The organism is Pseudomonas sp. IT-P74, assembly GCF_949768175.1.
In the GTDB taxonomy this organism is placed as follows: domain Bacteria; phylum Pseudomonadota; class Gammaproteobacteria; order Pseudomonadales; family Pseudomonadaceae; genus Aquipseudomonas.
On the sequence record NZ_CATKQD010000011.1, the window covers coordinates 428324 to 443439 of the forward strand.

The 15116-nt window shown below is 61.0% G+C and carries 13 protein-coding genes and 1 pseudogene; 8 read left to right on the forward strand and 6 right to left on the reverse strand.

Features of this window, described 5'->3' with window-relative positions; translation table 11 throughout:
• The first annotated feature begins 154 nt into the window (after window positions 1-154).
• Window positions 155-1480 carry a tRNA 5-hydroxyuridine modification protein YegQ gene (yegQ, locus tag ACM6J5_RS11065; RefSeq protein ID WP_414928504.1) on the forward strand — a complete coding sequence of 442 codons (1326 nt, stop codon included), beginning with the start codon at window positions 155-157 and terminating at the stop codon, window positions 1478-1480.
• A gap of 122 nt (window positions 1481-1602) precedes the next feature.
• On the opposite strand, the gene ACM6J5_RS11070 is transcribed toward yegQ, so the two are convergent.
• Window positions 1603-2466 carry a LysR substrate-binding domain-containing protein gene (locus tag ACM6J5_RS11070; protein ID WP_150673436.1) on the reverse strand — a complete coding sequence of 288 codons (864 nt, stop codon included), beginning with the start codon at window positions 2464-2466 and terminating at the stop codon, window positions 1603-1605.
• 95 nt (window positions 2467-2561) lie between these two features.
• Between ACM6J5_RS11070 and ACM6J5_RS11075 the strand changes: the two genes are divergently transcribed.
• Window positions 2562-3473: a DMT family transporter gene (locus ACM6J5_RS11075; RefSeq protein ID WP_095946141.1), complete on the forward strand. Its 912-nt coding sequence runs from the start codon at window positions 2562-2564 to the stop codon at window positions 3471-3473.
• A 120-nt stretch (window positions 3474-3593) separates the two neighbouring features.
• Here the strand turns inward: ACM6J5_RS11075 and ACM6J5_RS11080 are convergent, their stop codons facing one another.
• Complete coding sequence (locus ACM6J5_RS11080) at window positions 3594-4304, reverse strand: FadR/GntR family transcriptional regulator (protein ID WP_095946140.1); 711 nt, start codon at window positions 4302-4304, stop codon at window positions 3594-3596.
• A gap of 280 nt (window positions 4305-4584) precedes the next feature.
• Between ACM6J5_RS11080 and ACM6J5_RS11085 the strand changes: the two genes are divergently transcribed.
• The 3 genes from ACM6J5_RS11085 (at window position 4585) to ampC (ending at window position 8547) form a co-directional block, all read left to right on the forward strand.
• A complete protein-coding gene (locus tag ACM6J5_RS11085; RefSeq protein ID WP_095946139.1) occupies window positions 4585-5931 on the forward strand; it encodes an MFS transporter in 1347 nt (448 codons plus the stop codon).
• A 12-nt stretch (window positions 5932-5943) separates the two neighbouring features.
• Window positions 5944-7287: a glucarate dehydratase gene (gene gudD / locus ACM6J5_RS11090; protein ID WP_150673434.1), complete on the forward strand. Its 1344-nt coding sequence runs from the start codon at window positions 5944-5946 to the stop codon at window positions 7285-7287.
• A 120-nt stretch (window positions 7288-7407) separates the two neighbouring features.
• On the forward strand, window positions 7408-8547 hold the full coding sequence (ampC, locus tag ACM6J5_RS11095) for a class C beta-lactamase (protein ID WP_414928505.1): 1140 nt from the start codon (window positions 7408-7410) through the stop codon (window positions 8545-8547).
• 64 nt (window positions 8548-8611) lie between these two features.
• Here the strand turns inward: ampC and ACM6J5_RS11100 are convergent, their stop codons facing one another.
• Window positions 8612-9163, reverse strand: a complete 552-nt coding sequence (locus ACM6J5_RS11100) for a DUF4174 domain-containing protein (RefSeq protein ID WP_095946136.1) — start codon at window positions 9161-9163, stop codon at window positions 8612-8614.
• Window positions 9164-9352: 189 nt separating this feature from the next.
• Between ACM6J5_RS11100 and ACM6J5_RS11105 the strand changes: the two are divergent.
• Window positions 9353-9436 (forward strand): annotated as a pseudogene (locus ACM6J5_RS11105) (VOC family protein); the annotation flags it as partial.
• 20 nt (window positions 9437-9456) lie between these two features.
• On the opposite strand, the gene ACM6J5_RS11110 reads toward ACM6J5_RS11105, so the two are convergent.
• Complete coding sequence (locus ACM6J5_RS11110; RefSeq protein WP_095946135.1) at window positions 9457-10242, reverse strand: sulfite exporter TauE/SafE family protein; 786 nt, start codon at window positions 10240-10242, stop codon at window positions 9457-9459.
• A 129-nt stretch (window positions 10243-10371) separates the two neighbouring features.
• Complete coding sequence (locus tag ACM6J5_RS11115; RefSeq protein WP_095946143.1) at window positions 10372-11121, reverse strand: hypothetical protein; 750 nt, start codon at window positions 11119-11121, stop codon at window positions 10372-10374.
• A 207-nt stretch (window positions 11122-11328) separates the two neighbouring features.
• Between ACM6J5_RS11115 and ACM6J5_RS11120 the strand changes: the two genes are divergently transcribed.
• Together ACM6J5_RS11120 and ACM6J5_RS11125 are read left to right on the forward strand one after the other, a co-directional pair.
• A complete protein-coding gene (locus tag ACM6J5_RS11120; protein ID WP_414928506.1) occupies window positions 11329-12150 on the forward strand; it encodes an aldo/keto reductase in 822 nt (273 codons plus the stop codon).
• Window positions 12151-12179: 29 nt separating this feature from the next.
• A complete protein-coding gene (locus ACM6J5_RS11125; RefSeq protein ID WP_095946133.1) occupies window positions 12180-12650 on the forward strand; it encodes a DUF1810 domain-containing protein in 471 nt (156 codons plus the stop codon).
• On the opposite strand, the gene ACM6J5_RS11130 is transcribed toward ACM6J5_RS11125, so the two are convergent.
• Window positions 12615-14975, reverse strand: a complete 2361-nt coding sequence (locus ACM6J5_RS11130) for a DNA polymerase II (RefSeq protein ID WP_414928507.1) — start codon at window positions 14973-14975, stop codon at window positions 12615-12617. The genes ACM6J5_RS11125 and ACM6J5_RS11130 overlap by 36 nt on opposite strands.
• Window positions 14976-15116 lie beyond the last annotated feature (141 nt).

The following is a 15116-nucleotide window of genomic DNA, read 5'->3' on the forward strand; positions in this document are numbered from 1 at the left end:
TGCCAGCCAGTCAGGACGAAAAACTTTCGTCTTGATGTTTAGTCCGCCACGGCTCGCGCGAGTGCCATCGGTTTGTTGATCAGGCATAGATCCAGGTCAATAAACCCTTGGCACAGGGCATTTACCCTGTGCGGCTTTTGCGACCGACACTGCCATGAACCTCACCGCGCCAGAACTGCTCGCCCCCGCCGGCACCCTGAAAAACATGCGTTACGCCTTCGCCTACGGCGCCGATGCGGTGTACGCCGGCCAGCCGCGCTACAGCCTGCGGGTGCGCAACAACGAATTCGACCACGCCAACCTGGCCCTCGGCATTCGCGAGGCACAGGCCCGGGGCAAGCGCTTTTACGTGGTGGTGAACATCGCGCCGCACAACGCCAAGCTCAAGACTTTCCTCAAGGACCTTGAACCGGTGATCGCCATGGCCCCGGATGCGCTGATCATGTCCGACCCTGGCCTGATCATGCTGGTGCGCCGGCACTACCCGCAGATGCCGGTCCACCTTTCGGTGCAGGCCAATACGGTGAACTGGGCGAGCGTCGAATTCTGGCAGCTGCAAGGCTTGAGCCGGATCATCCTGTCGCGGGAGCTGTCCCTGGAAGAAATCGCCGAGATCCGCGAGCAAGTGCCCGCCATGGAACTGGAAGTGTTCGTGCACGGCGCGTTGTGCATGGCCTATTCCGGTCGCTGCCTGCTGTCGGGCTACATGAACAAGCGTGACGCCAATCAGGGCAGTTGCACCAACGCTTGCCGCTGGAAATACTCGGCGCAACCGGCCACGGAAAACCAGCTCGGCGAGATCGTCCAGACCTTCGATCCCGAACCGACCCTGGGCATCGGTACGCCCACCGATCAGGTGTTCCTGTTGCAAGAAGCCAATCGTCCCGGCGAACAGATGCCGGCCTTCGAAGACGAACACGGCACCTACATCATGAACGCCAAGGACCTGCGCGCCGTGCAGCACGTCGAACGCCTGACCCACATGGGCGTGCACTCCCTGAAAATCGAAGGCCGGACCAAATCGCACTTTTATTGCGCACGCACCACCCAGGTGTATCGCCGGGCCATCGACGATGCGGTGGCGGGCCGGGCCTTCGACCGCGCCCTGATGACCGACCTGGAGTCCCTCGCCCAGCGCGGCTACACCGAAGGTTTTCTGCGCCGGCATGTGCACGACGAATACCAGAACTACCAGAACGGCAGTTCGGTCTCGGAGCGCCAGCAGTTTGTCGGTGAGCTGACCGGGCAGCGGCGGGATCGACTGGCCGAGGTCAAGGTGAAAAACCGTTTCGGCCTGGGCGATCACATGGAACTGATGACGCCCAAGGGCAACTTCCACTTCGATCTGCATCAATTGCAAAACGCCAAGGGTGAAGCGATCGAAGTTGCACCGGGGGATGGGCATACGGTGTATTTGCCGATTCCGGATGCGGTGGATCTGGAGTTTGGGTTGTTGATGCGGGATGTGAACGTGAACTGATCTTCAAATACACACAAAGCCCTGTGGGAGCGAGCCTGCTCGCGATAGCGGAGTGTCAGTCACTTTCAACGTTGACTGATGCACTGCTATCGCGAGCAGGCTCGCTCCTACAAGGAAATGCGTCAGACAAATTCCTCGCGCAGCATCGCCACAAACGCCTCGCGCGCCGGGTGCACCCCGGCGTTTTCGTGCCAGTAAAACAGGTTGTCGACGGCGGTCAGTTCGGGGAACTCAAACCCCGCGCACCCGGCGCCTTTGGCGTATTGATCGAACACGCCTTTGGGCACCAGCGCCACGCCGGCCCCGGCGCTGACGCAACCGACAATTGCGCCATAGCTGGCCAGGCTGACAATCGGCAGCGCCTGCCCCTGTCGCAACAGCCAATGCTCCAGCGCCGCCCGGTACGGACAGCCCTGGGGCCACATGAACACGGTCTGGTCCTGCAAATCGCTGACGTCCCGCAGCGGCCCCAGGGAGGTCGAGGCGATCAGCAGCAGCTCTTCGCGGTACATCGGCGTGCGCTTGAGGTGCGCACGCTCGACGTCCACCGCCACGATGGCACCGTCGAGCTTGTGATTGAGCGTGTCATCGAGCAACTGCCCCCAGGAGCCGGTGCTCAACTCCAGCGCTACCTGTGGGAAACGCTTGTGGAATTTCGCCAGCAAACGCGGCAATCGCCCGGTGGCCGACGACTCGATGGCCCCGATGCGCAATGGCCCCGACGGTTCGGCCGAAGGGTCGACCGCACGCTTGGCCTCGGCGGTGAGGGCAAGAATTTTCGAGGCGTAGGCCAGAAAAGTCTGCCCCGACGGGCTGATGCGCAGCCCTCGCCCCTCACGCAGAAACAGCGCGACACCCAGTTCGGCCTCCAGGGCCTTGATCCGTGCCGTGATGTTCGACGGCACGCAATGCAGTAATTCGGCCGCGCGGGCGATGCTGCCGACATCGGCCACGGTCTTGAACATGCGAATCTGTGCCAGTTCCATACATCACCCACAGTGAACGGTTCGAGCATTATAAGTCAGTTGTGGCGAACGATCCGCTTTCCGATACTCGGTGCATCCACCACAGGTGCACGACCATGACGCCGCTCACACCCTCCCCCGTTTCACCCTGGAAAATCATCCTGGCCATGGCGTTTGTCGTGGCGTGCTGGGGCTATTCCCCGACCGGCATCCATATCGGCTTACAGGCCTACGACCCCGTGCATCTGGCACTGCTGCGCTTCCTGCTGGCTTCCGTATTCATGGCCGTGGTCGCGATGTTCAAGGGCATTCGCCTGCCGAGTCTGCGCGATCTGCCGCTGATGTTCGGCCTGGGTTTCTTCGCGGTAAGCCTGCACCACGTGGCGATCAACTTCGGACAGCAGGGTGTCAGCGCAGGTGCTTCGAGCGTGTTGGCGCAGACCACGCCGCTGTTCAGCACATTGATTGCACGCTTCGTGTTCAAGGATCAGGTGAGCCTGTGGCGCTGGGGGTGTGTGCTGCTCGGATTGTTTGGCGTGCTGGTTGTCGTAGCCGGCGATCACGGCCTGGGCAGCATCGACGCCCACGGCTTGTTGATCCTGCTGGCAGCGGTGTCCTGGAGCCTCTACTTTGCCCTGCAAAAGCATCACACCGGGCGTTACGACGGGCTGACGCTGGTGTGTTACACGGTGTGGTCCGGGACAGCGCTGTTGCTGGTTTTTTTGCCCGGCCTGGCGGATCAAGTCGCCCAGGCGCCGCTGCGCGTACAGTTTGCAGTGATTGCCCTGGGGATATTTCCCAGTGCCCTGGCGTACCTGGCCTGGGCCTATGTGCTGGCGCATGTCGATTTGAGCCGGGCGACGATGACCCTGTATTTGACGCCGCCGACGGCGATGGTCATTGCGTCTTATGCGCTTGGCGAGCGGCCGACGTCGATGATCGTGGTCGGCGGGTTGGTGGTGTTGGCGAGTGTGCTGGCGTTGAATCTGGAGCGGCAGCCGGTCGTTGCTCGGGTTGCCAGAATTTAATCTGATTTCTGCGCTGACTCGTCTGGCGTCATCGCGAGCAGGCTCGCTTCCACAGGGGTACGCATTCCAATGTGGAAGCGAGCCTGCTCGCGAAGAACGATGACGCGGTATCACTGACCATCAACTGGCCGAAAACCGGTCGCGACTGTTGGTCAGGTGCAGCCACATCGCCGCCCTCGCCGCGTCCGGATCCTGGCGTTTGATGGCGTTGAGAATCGCCTCGTGCTCCAGGTTGGCCAACTGACCGAGCTTGCTCAAATCCACCGCGCCACGCTCGGCGGCATTGACCCGGGTGCGCGGGATCATGGCACTGCCCAGGTGCTGCATGATTTCGGTGAAGCAAACGTTGCCGGTGGCTTCGGCGATCAGCAGATGAAAGCGCCGGTCCGCTTCGACACAGCTGTCGTTGTTGGCCAGCAGGCTCTGATAGTCATCCAGCGCTTTACGCATCTGCGCCAGCTGCAGGTCGGTGCGGCGCGTTGCCGCCAGCGCCGCCGCCTGGGTTTCCAGGCCCATACGCAACTCCAGAATGCTGCGCACCCCCAACGCGGTATCGACATTCAGCCGCAGCCCCTGCTCCGGCGCGCGCTCGATCACGAACGTGCCAATGCCGTGCCGGGTTTCCACCAGCCCCGAGGCTTGCAGCTTCGAGATCGCCTCACGCACCACCGTGCGGCTGACCCCGTGTTCCTGAACGATGGTGTTTTCCGACGGCAACTTGTCGCCGGGCAACATCTGGCCGAGCAGGATGCGCTGGGTCAGTTTCTCCACCAGGTCATGGGCCAGGTTGTGGCTGCGCTTGCGGGCGGGTACTTCGAGGTCTTCTTGCATGGGCGTGTCCGGAGATCAGGGCTATCGAATCGTAGCACCGCGCCGGGCGGGAATCCTGAAAAATCTCGCTAAACTTGTATGACAACACTCAACAAACAGCCCATATCGAGTCACTTCAATGACCATAAAGCACCATCAATAGAATAAAAAATCTCTGGATATGCGCCATTTCATTGGACAAACGTGGTTGCAAGATCAAAAAATCTAGTTGTATGATGTCTATCAACAACGCAACACCCAGCTTCACCCCGCATAAAAATAACGAGTGGGAGAAAACGCAGTGAATACATCCATCTCCGGGATGCACGACGACGCCAATTCAGCGCTGAAGTCCGCCATCGCCAAAGTCAAACGTCACGTCTTGCCGCTGTTCGTCATCATGTTCATCGTCAATTACATTGATCGCGTGAACATTGGTTTTGTCCGTGCCCACATGGAACACGACCTGGGCATTGGCGCGGCCGCCTATGGCCTGGGTGCCGGTCTGTTCTTCATCGGTTATGCACTGTTCGAAGTGCCTTCCAACATCCTTCTGCAGAAAGTCGGCGCACGCATCTGGTTGACCCGGATCATGCTGACCTGGGGCCTGGTCGCCGCGGGCATGGCGTTCATTCAGAACGAAACCCACTTCTACATCCTGCGTTTTCTGCTGGGCGTGGCCGAAGCCGGGTTCTTTCCCGGGGTGATCTACTACTTCACCCGCTGGTTGCCCGGCGTAGAGCGCGGCAAGGCGATTGCGATTTTCCTGAGTGGCTCGGCGATTGCCTCGCTGATCTCCGGCCCGCTGTCCGGGCTACTCCTGCAAATCAGCGGCCTGGGCATGCACGGCTGGCAATGGATGTACTTCATCGAGGGCATGTTCTCGGTCGGGTTGTGCGCCTTTGTCTGGTTCTGGCTGGACTCCAAACCCCACGACGCCAAATGGCTGAGCCGCGAAGAACAAGACGCGCTGGTCAAGGCCATCGACGACGAACAACTGGCCCGGGAAGCGGCCACGCCGATCAAGCCGTCACTGGGCAAGTTGCTCAAGGATCGCCAGATTATCCTGTTCTGCCTGATCTACTTCTTTATCCAGCTGACCATCTACGCCGCGACCTTCTGGCTGCCGAGCATCATCAAGAAGATGGGCGAGCTGAGCGATGTCCAGGTCGGGCTGTTCAACTCGATCCCGTGGTTGCTGTCGATTGTCGGCATGTACGCCTTCGCGTCCCTGTCGGCCAAGTGGAAACACCAGCAAGCCTGGGTTGCCACTGCCCTGCTGATCGCCGCGGCCGGGATGTTCATGTCCACCACCGGCGGGCCGGTCTTCGCCTTTGTCGCCATCTGCTTTGCTGCACTGGGCTTCAAATCGGCCTCGTCGCTGTTCTGGCCGATTCCCCAGGCCTATCTGGATGCGCGCATTGCCGCCGGTGTCATCGCGCTGATCAACTCGGTGGGCAACCTCGGCGGCTTCGTTGCGCCGACCACGTTCGGCCTGCTGGAAGAACGCACCGGTTCCATTCAGGGCGGGCTGTACGGCCTGGCCGCGACCTCGATCATCGCCGCCATCATCGTGTTTGCCGCCCGCAACAAACCCAAATCCGCGCCTGCCGTCGAATCGGCCAAAGCTGCGCCACGTCACGCCTGAAAGGATAAAAAAATGACTGCACAAGAAATCGCCAAGGCCCCGATCATCACCAGCATGCAGATTGTTCCGGTGGCCGGCCACGATGGCATGCTGCTCAACCTGAGCGGCGCCCACGGCCCGTTTTTCACCCGCAACATCGTGATCCTCAAGGACAACGCCGGCCATACCGGCGTTGGCGAAGTGCCGGGAGGCGAGCGCATTCGCCAGACCCTCGAAGACGCCCGCAGCCTGGTGGTCGGCAGCCCGATTGGCACTTATCAGAAGATTCTCAATCAGGTACGCCAGACCTTCGCCGACCGCGATGCCGGCGGCCGCGGTTTGCAGACCTTCGACCTGCGCATCACCATCCACGCGGTTACCGGCCTGGAAGCCGCATTGCTCGACTTGCTCGGCCAGCACCTGGACGTGCCGGTGGCCGCCCTGCTCGGCGAAGGTCAGCAGCGCGATGAAGTGAAGATGCTCGGCTATCTGTTCTATGTCGGTGATCGCAACGAAACCGACCTCGCCTACCGCAGCGAACCGGACGCCGACAACGACTGGTTCCGCGTGCGGCACGAGAAAGCCATGACCGCCGATGCGGTGGTGCGCCTGGCCGAGGCGGCCCACGCGCGTTATGGCTTCAAGGACTTCAAACTCAAGGGTGGCGTGCTCAGCGGCGACGCCGAAATCGAAGCCGTCACGGCCCTGGCTGAACGCTTCCCCGATGCGCGCATCACCCTCGACCCGAATGGCGCCTGGTCATTGAAAGAAGCCATCCGCCTGTGCCGCGATCAGCACCACGTCCTGGCCTATGCCGAAGACCCGTGCGGAGCGGAAAACGGTTACTCGGGACGCGAAGTCATGGCTGAATTCCGCCGGGCCACAGGCCTGAAAACCGCAACCAACATGATCGCCACCGACTGGCGGGAGATGGGCCACGCGATCCAGTTGCAGTCAGTCGACATTCCCCTGGCCGACCCGCACTTCTGGACCCTGCAGGGCTCGGTACGCGTGGCGCAGATGTGCCACGAGTGGGGCCTGACCTGGGGCTCGCACTCCAACAACCACTTCGACATCTCCCTGGCGATGTTCACCCATGTCGCGGCGGCCGCGCCGGGCGAGATCACCGCCATCGACACCCACTGGATCTGGCAGGACGGCCAGCGCCTGACCAAGGCCCCGCTGCAAATCGTCGACGGCTGCGTGCAGGTGCCACAGAAACCGGGGCTGGGGGTGGAGCTGGACTTGGACCAGGTCGCCAAAGCTCATGAACTCTACAAAGGCATGGGCCTGGGGGCGCGGGATGACAGCATGGCGATGCAGTTCCTGATTCCCGGCTGGAAGTTCGATAACAAGCGGCCGTGCCTGGTACGTTGAATCGACGGATGCGCATCTTGTAACAATAAACCCGACCCGCCTGTGGGCGGTCGGTTTTAAAAAACAGGGTTTCTTCCCCTAGAATGGCGCGCAACTAAATCAACGACGGACGAAACCAACATGGACAGGCTGAAAACCATCGTCGCTTGGATAGCGATATTCGCCGCGGGCCAGTGCGTGGCACAGGATCAAATCGAGACCGTGGTGAACGCCGCTGTACAACCGGTGATGCAGGCCGAGGGTATTCACGGAATGGCCGTGGCAGTCACCGTCAACGGCCAGGCGCATTACTTCAACTATGGCGTCGCCTCGAAAGAAACCGGCAACCCCGTTACGCAAGACACCCTGTTCGAAATCGGCTCTGTCAGTAAAACCTTCACCGCCACCCTCGCCGCCTACGCCCAGGCCACGGGCAAGCTGTCGCTGTCGGACAAGGCCAGTCATGTCCTGCCGGCCTTGCGCGGCAGTGCGTTCGACCACATCAGCGTGCTGCAACTGGGCACTTACAGCGCCGGTGGCCTGCCGCTGCAATTCCCTGCTGAATCTGATTCGGCCGACAAAATGCTCGGCTACTACAAACAATGGAAACCGCTCTACGCCCCCGGCAGCCACCGACTGTATTCGAACCCCAGTCTCGGCCTGTTCGGCTACCTCGCCGCCCAAAGCATGGGCCAGCCGTTTGATGAGCTGATGGAGAAAACCCTGCTGCCGAAACTGGGCCTCCAGCACACCTATGTGCACGTGCCGCAGGATCAGATGGCGCTGTACGCCCAGGGCTACAACAAGGATGGCCAACCGGTACGTGTCACTCCGGGTGCGCTGGATTCCGAGGCATATGGGGTGAAAACCAGCGCCGCGGACTTGCTGGGCTATGTCGGTGCAAACATGAAACCGGCGTCCCTGGAAAAGCCGTTGCAGCAAGCCATCGCCCTGACCCATAGCGGTTACTACACCGTTGGCGATATGACCCAGGGCCTCGGTTGGGAGATGTATCGCTACCCGATCACACTGGATCGTTTGCTGGAGGGCAACTCCACGCCGATGGCCATGCAGGCCCATGAAGTCCGGTGGCTGAACCCGTCACAAGCACAGCCGCAGAACGTGCTGATCAACAAGACAGGCTCAACCGGTGGCTTCGGGGCATACGTGGCGTACGTGCCATCGAAGGACATCGGCATTGTGATGCTGGCCAACAAGAATTATCCCAATGCAGAACGGGTCAAGATTGCCCATCAGATTCTGAGTACCCTTTCCCAATAGTGGCTGATCCATCTGTGGGAGCTCGCTCCCACAGCAAAACCTTCCATCGCCACAAGATTGAGGTTCAATCATCCGGCATTTCAGGCGGCTTGGCGGGCTTGGCCGGTTTTCCGGATTTTGTACCTTTGGCGCCTTTGGCCGCCGGTTCCGCTTCAGTGACGGGAGCGGCCACGGTCGCGGTAAATTCTTTCTCGGCCGCCGGCAACTGATCGACAGCGCTGAAAATCTCCTCCAGCTTGATGGCGTCCGACTGTTCAAGTTTCTTTTCGCCGTCCTTGCCGACCAGAATCACCTTGGTCTTGGCGCCGGCACCCAGTTTGAGCGAGCGGATCAGTGCCGCCGTGTCTTGCGGCCCCAGGTCCTTGCCGTCGCGCTGGCCCATCAGGTTCAGTACGGTGTAGAGCACCATGTTGCGGTCGGTGAAACCCTTGCGATTGGCCGGCTCATCCAGGGACTTTTTCAGGCTGACCCAGGCCGGATCAACCGTGCTCGGAGCGATGACGATCAGTGGCCGGGCCCTGCCCTTGTCCATGTCCAGTGGTGAGTCGCCATCGGCGGCGAACGAGGTGCCGGCAATCGCCAGCAAAGTAGCCAGGGTCAGTGACCTGATGAGCATGCGCATCTCCTTTTGATATCCACGCTCTAATGATTGCGCATTGCGGCGATCGTTCCGGGTGACGTACCGCAAATATGTCTCGCCTTGCCCCAAGCTTAGGTCAGGGCCGTCATTGCGCAACAGACTGGGCTAATCATGAGGGCTTATGACAGCCCGCTCGATCCGTGGCGCAGTGAGCAATGATTGAGGGAGGTCAATGATCAGACGGGAGGACGGCGGGTGTATTTCGATGACCCGGACGGGCATCTGCTGGAAATATTCACCCGCGAATGAAGCTTACGTGACGGCTTGAATCAGAACGCCAGTTTGTAGCCGATCATCAACAGCATGGTCGCCAGGCAAGGGCGCAGTACTTCGTCGGAGATACGCCCGGTCAGGTGGCTGCCCAGGTAAATCCCCGGCAACGAGCCCACCAGCAAGTAACCCAGGACGTGCCAATCCATGTTGCCCATGCTGGCATGGCCAAGGCCCGCGACCAGGGTCAGCGGCACGGCATGGGCGATTTCAGTCCCCACCAGGCGGCGGGTCGGCAGCATCGGATAGAGAATGAACAGTGCCACGGTGCCCAGCGCACCGGCACCGATGGACGTCAGCGCGACCACGGCGCCAAGGACCAGCCCGGTGATGACCGTCATCACGTTCAAGCGCAATCCGCTGGGGTTGTAGTTGCCGCCCGCACGTTTGTGGGCGAAGTCGAGCAGGCGCCTCTTGAACAGGATCGCCAATGCCGTGGCGAACAACACAAACCCGAGGGACTGCTTGATGATCGCGTTCATCGCCTCGGGGGCGCTGTGCAGTGTACTGAGGAACCACAGCGTCAACGCCACCGCGGGCACGCTGCCCAAGGTCAGCCAGCCGGTAATCGCCCAGTCGATGTTGTTGTTCTTGCGGTGAACCAGTACGCCGCTGGACTTGGTGATGGCGGCGTACAGCAGGTCGGTACCGACCGCCGTCGCCGGGTTGATCCCGAACCACAGCAGGATCGGGGTCATGAGCGACCCACCACCTACGCCAGTCATGCCGACGATGAAGCCGACGACCAGCCCGGCAACGACCAACCCGATGTTCAGTAAATCCATGAATACGTCCACAACAATCGCAGGGGAAATCCGGCCCGCAGCATAACGGCATTTCTTATAACCAGCTATATCGATGCGATCTATCTTTATACCCTGAGCTCAATCCCCCCTGTGGGAGCGGTGCTGAGTTCACTGCACCGGCAGGAAATTCAGGAACAGCAGGCTCTGGGCATAGTTCAGGCCGATGCGCCGGTAGCGTTCGTCGAGCATCTGGGTCAGCAGGTCCAGCCGGGCGACGATCTTGCCGAACTCGACGGCAAAGCTCAGGTTGCTGCCCTCCTCCGAGATTTCATTGGAGAACAGCAAGGGCTGGCCCTCTTTGTTCTGTCGCTGGCTGAGGATCCAGGTGGCGATCTCGATGTTGCGCGCGGCATTGCTGACGAATACCGGGTTGATCGTATCGGTCATGTAGAACTCGAGGCGATTGCCATGGGCGGTCACCAGCATGCTGCCGACGGCATAGATGAACGCGCCGACCCGATCGCCCAGAAACTCCGGGCTCATGGCAAAACGCAGGGCCGCAAGGTCCTTTTTGCCGCCCAGGGTCGGTAAGGGCTGCTGCAACTCGATGGCCATGCGCACTTGCTTGCCGGCGGTGCGGGCATCGAGGAAACCGGATTTTTTCAGTTCATCGGGGTTACGCAGGTAGAGCTTGCTCATCAACAGGTAAAGGCTGTCGAGGTTGTCGCGCATGGTCAGGGTGGCCATGCGGTCGACGCTGGTCTGCAGGAACTCCTGGGGTTTGCCTTCGCGCATCTGGTCGATGATGTCGCCGCCCTGTTGCTGGCTGCAACCGGTGACGAAGAATATCGACAGACCTGCCAGCAGCAGGCAATGACGGCGGATTTTAGTAGTGATCGCGGGTGAAACTCGAGCCATGGGTTCTTGGACTTGGGCATGGGCCGGCGGTGGGGATCGCCGCAGGCTGCCATGGATAGAGCCGGACATTTCGAAAAAGTGCAGTATCGGCACAGAGCAATCGATCACCGGCAAGGTGCAGCTCAAGAGATCACAGCCCGCGGCGGAACCGATGGACTATTCTGCTGCCCACAGAAATAGTCATCGGCATTCATAAAGGAGGTTTGCATGCGCACGCTTGAACTGGCTGGCACCAGGGTCCCGGTCATCGGCCAGGGGACCTGGCAGATGGGCGAAGACCGTTCACGGCACACGCAAGAAGTCGCTGCACTGCGCCTGGGTATCGAACTGGGCATGACCCTGATCGACACCGCGGAAATGTACGCCGAAGGCGGTGCCGAGGAAGTGGTCCGCGATGCCATTGCCGGCCAGCGCGACAGCGTCTTTCTGGTCAGCAAGGTGTACCCGCACAACGCCAGTCGCCAGGGCATTCCCCTGGCTTGCGAGCGAAGCCTGCGCAGGCTTGGCACCGATTACATCGATCTGTATCTGCTGCATTGGCGCGGCCAGTATCCGCTGGAAGAAACCGTTGAAGCCTTCGAACGCCTGCGCGAAGACGGCAAGATCGGGCGTTGGGGCGTGTCCAATTTCGACCTCGACGACTTGCTGGAACTGGACGCCCCGGCCTGCGCCACCAATCAGGTGCTCTACAACCTGGCACAACGGGGCATAGAATTTGATTTACTGCCCTGGAGCCAGCAACAGCGGTTGCCGGTCATGGCTTACTGCCCGATCGACCAGGGCGGAAAATTGCTCGCCAATGCCACCCTCAAACAGGTGGCCGCCCGACACGACGCGACGCCTGCACAAGTGGCACTGGCATGGATTCTGCGTAAGGACGGCGTGATCGCCATCCCCAAAGCGGTCCGCTCCGAGCATGTACGGCTCAATGCCCAAGCTGCCCGATTGCAGCTTGAAGCCGGGGATCTGGAGGCGCTGGACCAAGCGTTTCACGCGCCACAACGCAAACAGCGGCTGGCCATGGTCTGAACCACCGCAGTCAGTCAGAGAGCTTCACCATGAGAAGCACCGACCACCAGGACCCGTTCAATCTGCAACGTTTTCTCGATGCTCAAGACCCGGTGTTCGACCGGGTTCAAACCGAGCTGAACAACGGGCACAAGCGCAGTCACTGGATGTGGTTCATTTTTCCCCAGTTTGCCGGGCTCGGCGGCAGCGAGATGTCGCGCCGCTTTGCCATCCGCTCGCGGGAGGAAGCTCTGGCCTACCTTGAGCATCCGTTGCTGGGCGCCCGGCTACGCACCTGCACCCAGGAAGTACTGAACATCCGGGAGCGTTCGGTGGCCGGGATTTTCGGCCATCCCGACGACTTGAAGTTTCATTCCTCGATGACCCTGTTTGCCCAGGTCACCGATGCCGACAGCCTTTTCCAGCAAGCCTTGAATCAGTACTTCCATGGCATCCTGGATGACTGGACCTTGTCGCTGATGGACTCAAAACAGGCCCAGTTGCCCCCCAACCAGGGTTGAGAAGTCGTCGTGTACAAACGGCAGTATGGCGTCCGCCACCGGTTGCAGCTGTTTAGTGATGTAGTGGTCGTAATCGATGGGCGCGCTGCGCACTTCCAGCGGTTCAGGGCCGGCGACGGTGATCACGTAGCTGATCCAGCCGCCGTTCTGGTATTGCCGCGGGCGGCCCTGGCGGTCGTTGTACTCGTCGGCCAGGCGTGCCGCGCGCACATGGGGCGGCACGTTACGCTGATAGTCATCGAGGGTGCGGCGCAGGCGTTTGCGGTAGATCAGCCGGTCATCGAATTCACCGGCCAGGGTCTTGCGCACGTAGTCACGCACATAATCCTGGTAGGGCTTGCGCAGGAAGATCCGCGAATACAGCTCCTGCTGGAATTGCCGAGCCAGCAGCGACCAGTCGGTGCGCACGGTTTCCAGGCCTTTGTAGACCATTTCGTCGCTGCCATCCTCCCGGGTGACCAGCCCGGCGTAGCGCTTCTTGCTGCCTTCCTCGGCGCCGCGAATGGTCGGCATCAAAAAACGCTTGTAGTGGGTCTCGAACTGCAATTCGAGAACGCTCTGCAGGCCGTATTCCTGCTGCACGTGCTCGCGCCACCACTGATTGACGTGCGCCACCAGCGCGTGGCCGATCTGCGCCGCCTCCTGCTGGCCATGGGCGCGACGCAGCCAGACGAACGTCGAGTCGGTGTCGCCGTAAATCACCGCATGGCCCTGGGCTTCGATCAACTGACGGGTGCGCAGCATGATTTCGTGCCCGCGCAAGGTGATGGACGACGCCAGGCGCGTGTCGAAGAAGCGACAACCGCTGGAGCCGAGTACGCCGTAGAAGGCGTTCATGATGATTTTCAGCGCCTGGGACAGCGGCGCGTTGTGTTCGCGCTTGGCGGTTTCCCGGCCTTCGGCCACCCGGGCGACGATGGATGGCAGGCAATGTCGGGTGCGGGAAAAGCGCGCGCCACGAAAACCCGGCACCGACTCGCTGTCGTCCGGGTGCTTGAGCCCTTCAATCAATCCCACGGGGTCAATCAGGAAGGTGCGGATGATCGACGGATAGAGGCTTTTGTAGTCGAGCACCAGCACCGACTCGTACAGCCCCGGCTGCGAATCCATGACAAAACCGCCGGGGCTGGCTTCGGGTGGCTTGCCACCGAGGTTCGGCGCAACGAAACCCTGACGGTGCATCAGCGGCATGTACAGGTGCGTGAACGCGGCCACCGAACCGCCCATGCGATCGGCCGGCAAACCGGTGACGCTGGCCCGCTCCAGCAGGAAGGTGAGCAACTCGGTCCTGGCAAAAATCCGCGTAACCAGTTCGCAGTCCTTGAGGTTGTATTTGGCCAGCGCCGGTTTGTCCTCGGCGAACATGCGATTGATTTCGTCCATGCGCTGGTACGGGTTGTCGATGGACTTGCCCTCGCCGAGCAAGGTTTGTGCGACGTTTTCCAGGCTGAACGAGGGGAAACTCCAGGTCGCCGAACGCAGGGCCTCGATACCGTCGATGATCAAGCGACCAGCGGCTGAAGCGAAGTAGTGGTTGCCGCTGCCGTGTTCACGCCACTGCATTTCCTCGCCGCCACGCCCCAGTTTCAACGGCACCGCCAGGCGTCGGGCGTGTTCGTGGAGCACCCGCAAGTCGAACTGCACGACGTTCCAGCCGATGATCGCGTCCGGGTCGAACCGGGCAAACCAGTCGTTGAGCTTTTTCAGCAGCAGGGTTCTCGAATCGCAGTATTCGAGCTGGAAATCCACCTGGCTGGCGTCGCCATTGGGTGGACCGAGCATGTACACCTGACGCTCGCCGCAGCCTTCCAGGGCGATGGAATACAACTCGCCCTGGGCGGTGGTCTCGATGTCCAGGGATACGAGTTTCAGGCTCGGCCGGTAATCGGCATCCGGTTTCATCTGGGCGTCGAGCAGCAGGCCCTCGGCATTCGGCGTGCCACTGAAACGCACCGGCGCGGTGATGAAGCGTTCCATCATGTAGCGTTCCGGCGGGCGCACGTCGGCTTCGAACACCTCGACACCGGCCCGGCGCAGCGCGGTTTCCAGGCGCATCAACTGGCCATGTTGCTGGCAGTAAAGTCCGAGGACCGGGCGATGTTCGAAGTCCTGCAGGGCCAGAGGCCTGAGCTCGACGTTCTTCTCGCCATGCAAAACGCTTTCTGCGGGCTGACGCTGCGCAGCGGGGATGAACGCCACCGATGGTTGATGAGGCAAGCGCAGACGCCGGGGACCGCTGTCGGTCGCCAGCCAGAACTCGACCTCCGTACCGACCGGGGTGTCGCGCCAATGCCGGGTCAGGACGAAGCCCTGCTGTAGATCCACCACTGCAAACCTCGAAACTGATTCAGAGGGTGATTCTACCCGCCATCGGTGGCGATAGCGCGTTCGTCGCCGGTCTATCAGGCAGACACCGCTCCCACAGGTGGTTCGTTGGCCTTAAATGAGGGGTTTGCCGAAAAAAAC

Excerpts from the sequence above, each read along its gene's own strand:
- ACM6J5_RS11120 (WP_414928506.1), top strand. The coding sequence starts at position 11,329 with ATGCGCACGCTTGAACTGGCTGGCACCAGGGTCCCGGTCATCGGCCAG.
- ACM6J5_RS11115 (WP_095946143.1), bottom strand. The coding sequence starts at position 11,121 with ATGGCTCGAGTTTCACCCGCGATCACTACTAAAATCCGCCGTCATTGC.
- ACM6J5_RS11110 (WP_095946135.1), bottom strand. The coding sequence starts at position 10,242 with ATGGATTTACTGAACATCGGGTTGGTCGTTGCCGGGCTGGTCGTCGGC.
- gudD (WP_150673434.1), top strand. The coding sequence starts at position 5,944 with ATGACTGCACAAGAAATCGCCAAGGCCCCGATCATCACCAGCATGCAG.
- yegQ (WP_414928504.1), top strand. The coding sequence starts at position 155 with ATGAACCTCACCGCGCCAGAACTGCTCGCCCCCGCCGGCACCCTGAAA.
- ampC (WP_414928505.1), top strand. The coding sequence starts at position 7,408 with ATGGACAGGCTGAAAACCATCGTCGCTTGGATAGCGATATTCGCCGCG.
- ACM6J5_RS11070 (WP_150673436.1), bottom strand. The coding sequence starts at position 2,466 with ATGGAACTGGCACAGATTCGCATGTTCAAGACCGTGGCCGATGTCGGC.
- ACM6J5_RS11080 (WP_095946140.1), bottom strand. The coding sequence starts at position 4,304 with ATGCAAGAAGACCTCGAAGTACCCGCCCGCAAGCGCAGCCACAACCTG.
- ACM6J5_RS11125 (WP_095946133.1), top strand. The coding sequence starts at position 12,180 with ATGAGAAGCACCGACCACCAGGACCCGTTCAATCTGCAACGTTTTCTC.
- ACM6J5_RS11100 (WP_095946136.1), bottom strand. The coding sequence starts at position 9,163 with ATGCTCATCAGGTCACTGACCCTGGCTACTTTGCTGGCGATTGCCGGC.
- ACM6J5_RS11075 (WP_095946141.1), top strand. The coding sequence starts at position 2,562 with ATGACGCCGCTCACACCCTCCCCCGTTTCACCCTGGAAAATCATCCTG.